9 protein-coding genes and 1 tRNA gene are annotated in these 10,566 nt (G+C 39.5%); 6 read left to right on the forward strand and 4 right to left on the reverse strand.

Going from position 1 to position 10,566, the window contains the following annotated elements; genetic code table 11:
• Nucleotides 1-94 precede the first annotated feature (94 nt).
• The 4 genes from QXQ25_06615 (at nt 95) to QXQ25_06630 (ending at nt 4,255) form a co-directional block, all read left to right on the forward strand.
• A tRNA-Arg gene (locus tag QXQ25_06615) sits at nt 95-169 on the forward strand.
• Between the two features lie 286 nt (nt 170-455).
• On the forward strand, nt 456-1,613 hold the full coding sequence (gltA, locus tag QXQ25_06620; protein MEM0161375.1) for a citrate synthase: 1,158 nt from the start codon (nt 456-458) through the stop codon (nt 1,611-1,613).
• A gap of 49 nt (nt 1,614-1,662) precedes the next feature.
• Nucleotides 1,663-3,015, forward strand: coding sequence for a DEAD/DEAH box helicase family protein (locus QXQ25_06625; GenBank protein ID MEM0161376.1), 1,353 nt, complete (start codon nt 1,663-1,665; stop codon nt 3,013-3,015).
• The gene (locus QXQ25_06630) at nt 2,984-4,255 is read left to right on the forward strand and encodes a DUF790 family protein (GenBank protein MEM0161377.1); all 1,272 of its coding nucleotides are present in this window, start codon (nt 2,984-2,986) and stop codon (nt 4,253-4,255) included. The genes QXQ25_06625 and QXQ25_06630 overlap by 32 nt, the downstream gene beginning before the upstream one ends.
• Here the strand turns inward: QXQ25_06630 and QXQ25_06635 are convergent.
• The gene (locus QXQ25_06635; protein MEM0161378.1) at nt 4,235-5,452 is read right to left on the reverse strand and encodes a cation:proton antiporter; all 1,218 of its coding nucleotides are present in this window, start codon (nt 5,450-5,452) and stop codon (nt 4,235-4,237) included. The genes QXQ25_06630 and QXQ25_06635 overlap by 21 nt on opposite strands.
• A gap of 415 nt (nt 5,453-5,867) precedes the next feature.
• Between QXQ25_06635 and QXQ25_06640 the strand changes: the two genes are divergently transcribed.
• A complete protein-coding gene (locus tag QXQ25_06640; protein MEM0161379.1) occupies nt 5,868-6,917 on the forward strand; it encodes a saccharopine dehydrogenase C-terminal domain-containing protein in 1,050 nt (349 codons plus the stop codon).
• Nucleotides 6,918-7,008: 91 nt separating this feature from the next.
• On the forward strand, nt 7,009-7,623 hold the full coding sequence (locus QXQ25_06645) for an MBL fold metallo-hydrolase (protein ID MEM0161380.1): 615 nt from the start codon (nt 7,009-7,011) through the stop codon (nt 7,621-7,623).
• Here QXQ25_06645 and serS read toward each other — a convergent pair.
• From serS to QXQ25_06660, 3 genes are all read right to left on the reverse strand, one after another.
• Nucleotides 7,620-8,954, reverse strand: a complete 1,335-nt coding sequence (gene serS, locus QXQ25_06650; GenBank protein MEM0161381.1) for a serine--tRNA ligase — start codon at nt 8,952-8,954, stop codon at nt 7,620-7,622. The genes QXQ25_06645 and serS overlap by 4 nt on opposite strands.
• A gap of 37 nt (nt 8,955-8,991) precedes the next feature.
• Nucleotides 8,992-9,741: a carboxymuconolactone decarboxylase family protein gene (locus QXQ25_06655; protein ID MEM0161382.1), complete on the reverse strand. Its 750-nt coding sequence runs from the start codon at nt 9,739-9,741 to the stop codon at nt 8,992-8,994.
• An 87-nt stretch (nt 9,742-9,828) separates the two neighbouring features.
• Nucleotides 9,829-10,566, reverse strand: a 738-nt coding sequence (locus tag QXQ25_06660) for an MFS transporter (protein MEM0161383.1), incomplete at its 5' end; no start/stop codon positions are given.

Raw genomic sequence — 10,566 nt, forward strand, 5'->3', positions numbered from 1 at the left:
TCGAAGGGATTGTCTGCAATGAAAGGCACGGACATTTCGACAATACCGGCAGATCAGAAATTGCAAGATCGCGGCTGGTAAAAAACATTTCACTGGGCTCGTGGCCTAGTTTGGATAAGGCACTGGCCTTCTAAGCCAGCTATCAGGGGTTCAAATCCCCTCGGGCCCGCTTTGCCTTTTTTGTTATAATAATCTATTTCAGCTATCAGAATGGATAACAGCTCAAAGGTTAAAATCCTGTAAATTATTTATGGCATCTTAATTTAATATAAGGTAAATAGGGCCTGAATTTTCGAGAGGATGAGGCATGAAGGTTAAAAATTTGCATCTTTGACAAGAATCTCATGGATTAGCTATTTAACAATTTCTCAGTACCATATGACGAAAATTGACAATATTTTTGTTGTAAAAAAAAATAAATAATAGGATATCCTATCATACATGGAGGTATTTTTATGCCAGAAAGTGAAGAAGTAAGCAAAGGCTTAGAAGATGTAATAATAAAGTGGACCAGGCTGACTACCATTGATGGCGAAAAAGGTATTTTGAGATATGGTGGTTATTCTATTGAGGATGTTGTAAAGAGCGGAGCTCAGGTAGAAGAGATTCAGTATCTATTTCTTTATGGAAAGCTTCCTAATGCAGAGGAACTGAAAAAGTTCAGAGAAAATATTGAGAAAGGGTATAAATTGCCAGATTACGTGATTGACCTGATACGAAAGTTACCGCCAGAATCGGACACTGTTGCAATGCAAATGACCGCATTTGCGGCTATGGCTGCGGCAGAGACAAAATTCAAGTGGAACAAAGATACAAACAGAGAGATTGCAGCGCTTTCTATTGGCAGGATGTCTGCAATTACCGCAAACATATACCGGCACATAATGGGCCTAAAACCAAAGTTGCCAGAGCCATCTCAAAGTTTTGCACAAAGCTTTCTCACCGCCACTTTCGATAAGGCACCAAAAAGAGAGGATATAGAAGCAATGAACGCCGCGTTGATGCTTTACACAGATCACGAAGTTCCGGCGTCTACCACAGGCGGATTAGTGGCAGTATCTACGCTGTCTGATATATACTCAGGTGTAACTGCCGCGCTGGCAGCATTGAAAGGACCACTTCACGGCGGAGCAGCAGAAGCGGCAATCGCGCAGTTTGCAGAGATAGGATCAGAAGACAAGGTTGAAAAGTGGTTTAATGACAATATAGTGGCAGGAAACAAGAGATTGATGGGATTTGGGCACAGAGTGTACAGAACTTATGATCCGAGAGCCAAGATATTCAAGGCGATTGGAGAGAACTTGAGCAAAAACAATGCAGAAGCAAGCAAGATGTACAAAATTGCCACAAAGCTTGATAGTCTTGGAATTAAGCAGTTTGGAGCTAAAGGCATATATCCAAACACAGATTTTTATTCGGGCATTGTTTACATGTCAATGGGGTTCCCGCTCAGAAACAATCTTTATACGGGGCTGTTCGCGCTGTCCAGAATCACGGGCTGGCAGGCTCACTTTATCGAGTATGTGGAAGAGCAACCTCGGCTCATAAGGCCTAGAGCAATATACAAAGGTGCAGAATCAAGGGAATTTGTGCCATTGAAAAATAGAGTTTAAATTTTTTTTATTTTTTATATATATTTTAAATGTTTAGAAGTTACAGAGTATGAAGATCTATTATAACAAAGGTACAATTCTCGTTAAGGATCTGGAAGAAGCGGCTGAGAAACCAGACTATTTAGTATTTGATGCGAGGATCCAGCTATATAGGGCACCTGCATACAAGTACCCAGATCTGAAAAAACGGTATTCTAACGTTGAAGATGCAGTATTTGAAGAATCTCAACAGTATAACTTCAAGCATACTGAGAAATTGAGAGACTATCAGAAAAACGCGGTCGAAATGTGGCTTAAAAATGATGCGAATGGAGTGATCGTGCTGCCTACCGCCGCAGGAAAGACGCATATTGGCATTGAGGCAATATCGTTGTTGTCAACTTCCACGCTTGTTATTGCGCCTACTATAGAACTGATCCATCAGTGGCGTGATAAGCTTGCATCGGTGTTCAATGTCGAGGTCGGGCAGCTTGGAGGAGGACTGAAAGATTTGAAGCCGATCACGATCAGCACTTACGATTCTGCGTATTTGATGGCAGAGAGCTTGGGCAATAAGTTCAGGTTCTTGCTCGTAGACGAGGTACATCATCTAGCAGCATCGCAGTTTATACAGATCGCAAAGTTATTTGCCTCTCCCTACAGGCTGGGGCTCACAGCAACTTATGAGCGCACTGACCTGCTTCACAAGAATCTTGAAGAAGTGATGGGCGGCAAGATTTTTGAGATGGGGTACGAAGAGCTCAGTGAGTATCTATCAGATTACCAGATTATCAGAATACCCGTGGATCTCACGCCTGAAGAGGAGGAGGAATATGAGAAGAACCATGCTATTTTTTTAAGGTACCTAAGAAAGCACAGGATCCAGATGCGGGGTCCTTGGGACTTTGAAAAGTTCATATTGAGCTCATGGAATCCTGAAGGCAGGGAAGCGTTGCTTGCGTGGAGAACTGCAAGATCTATAGCATTCAGTGCAAGAGTGAAAATAGATGCAGTAAGATATGTGCTTTCAAAACATCAAAATGAGAAAACACTGATCTTCTCTGAAGACACAGATACTGCATATTTGATATCTCGAGAGTTTCTTGTGCCAGCGCTTACGTATTTGACTCCGGGAGAAGAGCGAAAGAGATATTTATCTATGTTCAAAGATGGTTCTATCACTGCGCTAGCAACATCACGCGTATTGGATGAGGGTGTGGATGTTCCAGATGCTTCTATTGCGATAGTGTTAAGTGGTTCTGGCAGTACTAGACAGTTCAGACAGAGGCTTGGGCGCATACTCAGGCCGCAAGAGAACAAGAAAGCGATACTGTACGAAATAATAGCAAAGAAAACATCAGAGTACAATACTTCAAGACGGAGGAGAAAAGGTGTTCCCGACAGCGTTGATGATGTTTCGTAAATCGAGAGCCGGCACGATCAGGCCTATATTTATCACTGCAGAGAACACAGATTACTGTATTAGAGTACTGGATCTGTTTAAAACAAGCATAAACTCTAAAAGGTCAGAGATTGAAGACAGATTAAAGATTCTAGAGCTCAAGTCTCAAAACCCCAAATTCATAAAGGGTCTGGCGCTGTTGCTGTTTCGTTATTCTGACTTTGAGCGTTCTTCAACACTGGATTCTGAGCAGGTTCGAGAAGCTATCTTTCGCGAAGCTCAAAACCCTGCAGTAGCACCAGAGCAAAAATATGAGATACTGGAGCGAGTAGCAAAGACATACAACGTTTCTGCTCATGATATAGAAGAGGCTATGTACGCAGACAAAGAGAGTGAATACGTACTGAAAAAAGTGTATGATGCAGATCCAGACATGCTGGCAAAACAGTTTAATTTAGAGCAGCTGGAAACAATAGTATTAAAGAGCGTAGAACTGAAAATATCAGAGGCTAAAAACTGGAGCATGATATACAGGAAGATGAAGAGTCTGGGGCTCTTATATATTATTGATCATGAAAACGCGATTATTGTGAACGGTCCGATCTCAGTGCTGGAGCAGACAGAACGGTATGGTGCTCGGCTTGCACTGTTATTGCGATATCTAGTCAATATGCATGAATGGCGCATTGATGCTAAGATAGTATTGAAAGACAGCAGCAAAGAAAAGAAAGAGTATTTGCTGTCATTGAACAGTAGCGTTTCTTATTATCTGCCGCTCGCAAAGATCGAAGAGCCAAAAGTGCCGGATCTCAAGTATCGAATTGATAAGGCAGAACCCGTCATAATTGACGGGCAGGTATATATTGCAGATTACAGTGTTGAGATTCAAGGAACTAAGGTATATATTGATATTTCCAGGCCTATATATATGGATAAAAACAAGAAAATAAAAGAGCTGATGCATATTAATCACATAAACTGGGAGATATTCTACTACATTGAAAACAACGAAAAAAACGTGAAGGGTGAAATATGTTTTAAAAATAACATTGACTGGGATAAGATTACTAAATATATTGAATATAAATATGATAAAAAGGAAAATGATTTCGAGAAAATAAAGAGAGACATAGAAGCATTATATCCTGATTCAGACCGCATAATAGAGTATCTTGAATCTCGAGGATACGTGCCGGACGAGATATTGAAGAGCATGGGATACAGGATAAAATGGGAGGGACTAAGGCTTAGGGTTCTGTGAAACATCTTTTCTTTTTATGAACAGGTATGTAGAAGAAACAATGTTCGAGACAATTATGACGGTAACAACAATGCTTACCAGCATGTTCATGGCAGTATCTGTGTAAAGAGCAACTACGTAAAGTGCCACGACCGCCTGTGTCAATCCCCTAGGTATGATAAAAATCATGTATCCGCTATTTTTTAATTTGACCAGTGATACTATTATGTAGCGAGTTAAGTATATTATGGCGAGGATCAGGGTGCTCAGCAACAGAGATCTCAGTGAAAGGATGTTGATAGTAATCAATATTCCTAACGATACGAACATGAAGGTCTTAATGAAAAATGTAACTTCAGAATGAAATACCTGGATCTGATCGCTCATCTTCCATTCTTTTAAAGGAAATATGTTTTTAATATACTTGTTCCTTGTAAATATGAACCTGATTTCATCGTTGTTTCCGAGTATTATGCCGAATGTGACCACTGCCAGCATGCCGCTGCTGCTGACCATCTGAGATACCACAAACAAGATAAACAGCACTGCAAGCGTAAGCGTGTAGCTAAACTCCCATTTTTCAACCAATCTCAAAAGCTCGAGCCACAATATCCCCACAATCACTCCGAAAAATATGCCCACCAAGAAATTTTCAAGCAGCGATTTTGAGACAGTCAGAATCGATGAATAATTGAACGATGAGAAAGAAAGCAACGATATAGCCAGTACCACAGTCAATATATCTGATATAGTAGACTCAAGTATGAAAATATGTTTGGTGCTATCATCCAGATCCAGCTTCTTGATCAACACTGACAAGACCGTGACGCTCGGCGCTGCAAGAATGAATGCATATATAAGGCAATCTTTTATAGCCCAGCCATTCAGGTAATACAAGCTTACTGCTATGATGGCAGCTATACTGCCGTAAGACAGTACGGTCAGTATGATTGTTTTCTTAAAATTTTTGGCAAGCTCTATAAACTTCAGGTTCAATCCTGCATCAAATAGTATTATTATTAGCGCTATATCCGCAATGATCGATATGTAATTTACAAATAAAGACTGTGAAACAATATGCATGAGAGGTCCTATTATCAATCCTATCAATATCAATATAATTATATCAGGAACTCTATATTTCTGAAACGCAAGCTGTCCAATGTATCCTATAATAATGATCAGAGCGATAGAGCTGATAAATACTAAAGCCTCCATGATGATTTTAATAAAAATAACATCATATAAAAATATTTTGGAAAATGGATACTTGTACCCCGGCTGTAACCGTGCAGATCATACTATCACAACACTTAACCCTATCAGCCGGGGTTGTGGCATGTCTTGCTGATCTGCAGTTCATTGAAATGATGACTCACCACTCTCTTGCAGAAGCCCAAGGCATGTCTGTAGGATACATACGTCTTAGTGTATCATATCGTTCAGATCTACACTAATTCCTAATATGTATCCTTATATACCCTATCAATTTTCAAAATTTAAACTTTGCTATCGTGTCCAAAAATAAAGTTAAGATAACCTGTACGTTCTAATATTTATATGACTAGATGACAACAAAAAAGTGAGAAACTCAGAAAAACATTAAATAGCGTTTTATACATTCTCTTTCACTATGATAATTGTACTCGGCTATGGAATGATTGGATCAATTGTGGCAAAAGAGCTATCTTTGAAAGATGAAGTGGTAGTAGTAGACAAACGCAATATTGATGATTTTTCTACCGGCAAATTTGTGAAAGGAGATATTTTCGATTTTCCCGAGCTCATAACAAAAGCGGATGTTGTTGTTTCAACGCTGCCTGGCAACGTTTCTTATCCTATTATATCAAAGCTTTTGAGCAAGGGCAAGAAAATTGTAGATGTATCGTTCATGCCAGAAAACGCCATGGACCTCAACGATATGGCAACCAAACAAAAAGCGTTGTTGATTCCTGATGCTGGTTATGCTCCGGGATTGACCAATATTATCAGTGCGTACTTTTACAAAAAATACAAGCCTGAGAGCATTGAGATTTACGTAGGCGGATTGCCGCAGGAGAAAGTGCCACCGCTCGATTATGCAATTACATGGAGCGTGAGCGGGCTGATTGATGAGTACAACAGGCCTGCAAGAATTGTAAAAAACAAAAAGATAGTGAGCGTAGATCCGCTTGAGGATATTGAGAAGAGAATGTTTCCGGGCATTGGAGACCTTGAAGCGTTTTATTCAGACGGGCTGAGAACTCTTTTATTCACATTAAAAGATGTAGACATGTTCGAAAAAACGTACAGATATCCTGGGCACCTGCAAAAAATAAAGTTTTTGAGAGACATGGGCTATTTTTCGGAAACTGAAGGTTGCAGTCCTAGAATAATTTCAGAGCAGCTATTTGAAAAGAAATTGAAAATGAAAATTGAAGATCTAAGTATTTTGGAAGTTCGTGCTAAAGGAAAGATCAATAAAGAGATCAGATACGTTGAGTATTATGACAGATATAATAACCTCACATCGATGTCAAAGATGACCGGATTTCCAGCAGTGGTGCTCACAGAGCTTTTGATAGACAATAAGATACAGGGCACGGGCGTGAAAGCGCCAGAGTACTTTGGATTTGATGAACCTATGTTCAACGAGATCATGAGCAGGCTCAAAAAAAGAGGTATAAATTTAGAGATCTCTTAATTTTTATTTTTTGTATCAATATATAAGTTTAAATATATATTAATAAAATATTCGAAAGTTTAAAATATTATAAACCTATATTTTGTTTAATATGAAGATTACTGATACAGTGGATTTAATTGAAAAAACTTCAGCAAATGTCTATGTTGTAAAGCTTGACGAGGGCATTGTCCAGATTGATTCTGGTGTAAAAAGCAACTATAAAAAGATCATAGAATATTATAAAAATAACAAGATAAAACCTGATTACATATTGATCACACATTATCATCTGGATCATATTGGCGCTTTAAAGAGGGTATATGATGCGTTTAAGCCCAGAGTTTATGCATCAAAGATCGAGGTGCCGGTCATACAGGGTCATCAGTCATTTGAGCCTGCTGCATCATTTAGCACTAGGATACTAATGAAGCTATTTAATCTCAATCCAGAGTATTTGGAAAACGTGAGCGATTTTGAGCAACTGAACTTAAAAGAGCTGAAAATAATACCTACACCCGGGCACACTGCTGGAAGTGTGTCGATCCTTTATGAAAAAGAGAGGGTCATGTTTGTGGGAGATGCGGTGGTGAACCAGAAAGGAGAATTGAAGATCATAGAAAAGTACACATCCAACATGGACGATGCAATAAAGGCTAAGCAGGTTATTGAAAGCTATGCACCTATAACTATTCTGTCCGGCCATGGCAAACCTTTGAAAATTTAACGGTGCATAGAGATAAAATCAAAATCTAGGTACTTTCTAAGTGCGGTCGGTACTTTTATTCCTTCTTCAGTTTGATAGTTTTCCAGTATTGCTACCATGGTTCTCGTGGTCGCAATCGCAGTGCTGTTCAATGTGTGCGGATAAAGATATTCGTTATTTTTTCGAAATCTTATGTTTAATCTCCTACTCTGGTAATCTTTGACATTTGAACATGATACTAGCTCTCTGAACTTTCCCTGTGAAGGCATCCATGCTTCTATATCGTATTTAATGGAAGCTACATTTCCCAGGTCTCCGGCACAAATTTTTATGACTCTGTACGGTATGTTCAACTGCTGGTATATCTCTTCTGCGTTCTGGATCAATGTATTAAAGAACTCTGGGGATTGTTCTGGCTCACAAAATACAAACTGCTCGATTTTGTTAAACTGATGGACCCTGAATATGCCTTTTGTGTCTTTGCCATGCGCACCCGCCTCTTTCCTGAAACATGAGGAGATGCCCGCAATCTTGAGCGGTAACAAATCAACTTCAAACACCTCGTCCATGTACATCGACGCAATTGCATGCTCGGACGTTGCGATCAGGTACAGATCTTCATTTTCAATCTTGTATAGCGTGTCTTCGAACGCAGTGAAATCTGTGGCTCCGTCTATCGCTCGTTTAATTAGCATGAACGGAGGCTCTACGATCTCAAATCCTTTTTTTTCAAGATGCTCAACTGCAAACTGTTCTAATGCAAGCTCCAGGTTCACAAGCTGGTTTTTCAGGTAATAAAATCTGGCACCTGCCACTTTTGCAGCCCTCAAAGTGTCGCCGAGATTGTACTGCTCTAGTATATCTACATGGCTCTCTGGTCTCTTGTTCAACAGCTTGTATTGCATCTGGTTTCGCGACTCTTTTTTAAATGCTTCTAGATCCTCGTTGTATACTCGTGCCTCTCCCCAAAATCTAAATGGCACGTTTTCACTTTCATCGACACCGTCTGGAACTGCATCGTCAATGATGTTAGGCACGTTCCATAACAGTGAATCACGCTCTTTTTTCAGGCTAGTAACATCTGTTTCTAGCTTTTCAATCTCGCTGTTTATGTTTTTCATCATGTTTTTGATTTCTTCTATTCCCTCTTTTTCACCCGCTCTTACCAGCTTTGCAACCAGTGCTGATTTTTCGTTTCTCTCTCTCTTTAATGATTCTATGCGCTTCAGATTCTCGCGCCAACTTTTGTCTAATTCTAAGATTTTGTCTACGACTTTCTCATCTGCGTGTCTTCGTAGCTGGCTTTTTCGCAATATATCAGGGTTGTCTCTGATCAGGTTGATGTTTAACATTGAAATTAGTAAAGATTCAATCAGTAAATATATTTTACTATTTGTTTGGACTCTGATCCATCTTCCTCAAAATTTCCAGACCGTTCACAAACGCTCTGTTTCCGCTTATAAACCTGATTATTGAGATTGTGTCTAATAGCTCTGGAACTGTACCGCCAATCTTGAAGTACTGGGTTAAATATACTTTTTCACATTCATAATCATGTATCGAAGCACTGACAGCGTAAGCAATTAAAAACACGTATCTTTTTTCGAGCTTTAACGGAGACTGGATCAGCTCAAACTTCTCTCTCAAATGTTCTTTTAAAAGCTCTACTGAATATTGTGATAGGATTTTTAAGCGATCTGGCACCGATCCCGCTTCTAGCTCAAGTTTCTTCAGAATGTTTTCAGCCTCTCCTTTTTCTGCAGCGGTTTGATTTACAGGTCTTGATTTCAGAATGTCAGGGAACGTATATGATACTGTTGTGAGCGTAGAAGACATCAAAGCCATCTTTGCAATGCGCATTGTGTCTAGTATCTCCTCTATAGTAGCACCAAAGTTTCTGGCTAACTTATAATGAATCATTGCCGATTCTTTGGGGCCGTTTGCTAATGCTACTGCCATTGCTATCAATGCCGAAATTTTGACAGGTATGTTGCGTCTGCCAAGATAAAGAGTCATATTTTCATTAAACTGTTCTACTGCTGCATTTTCATTGTACTTTGCAAGAAGTTTGATTACTTCTGGCATTTCTCCAAGCGACGATTTTGCAAATTCTTCAATTTCCTTATATGTAGTTGTCATAAGGTGCGGAATCAATATTCAATTAATAAAAATTGTTTGCAAAAAATTATAATTTTATACTATTTTTTAGCAATTTTTGTATCTCTGCTATTTTTTTCTCCACTGATCTCTAAACATCAGGTAATAGAGCAAAGGATCAAACATTGTTATTATTCCACCTACTAACGGAATGAGCGTGATATCTATAGGCATTAGATACCCGTCAAACAAGGGTCCGACTGAAGAAGCGCTGTTTCGGCTAAGCGAGGTAGCTCCGTTTGTGGTTGCACGCTCTGTTTCATGCACGTTTGTCATCACAAATGACTGTCTTACTGGCACTGCACCCATCGCGAATGTACCTCTCAATACTAGCAATGCTGCGGCAAGCATAAAAAATGGAGAAAACGCCATTAACAGTAAGGAAATGGATGCGATAACCCGTGACAGTACAATGACTTTTAACTTACCCGCGTAATCGGCAAGGTATGGCATGAGCAATATGGCTATTACCACGCCTATGTTTATCGTTCCAAACAGTAAACCGAGCGTGGCAGTAGAAACATGGTATCTGAGCTTCAGCCATAATGACAATATCGGCAAAATCAAACCTGATCCAAGCCCGCACGGTATTGTGGGGATGCTCAATCTGAATATTCTCTTGTATGACAGAGCCGGTAACAATTTCTTGCTTCTTATGTGATAATCTTTGATGAGCATGGCCGATAAAAAAGAGATTAATGCAAGTATTGAAGATAGATAAAACAAAAGATAAACATTCACATTAAAATATGTTACTACCGGTATGAAAAACGAGCCGCCCATTGCAGCCAGCATTTCTAAAACTGC

Source organism: Thermoplasmata archaeon, from assembly GCA_038729465.1.
Classification (GTDB): domain Archaea; phylum Thermoplasmatota; class Thermoplasmata; order Thermoplasmatales; family ARK-15; genus JAVRLB01.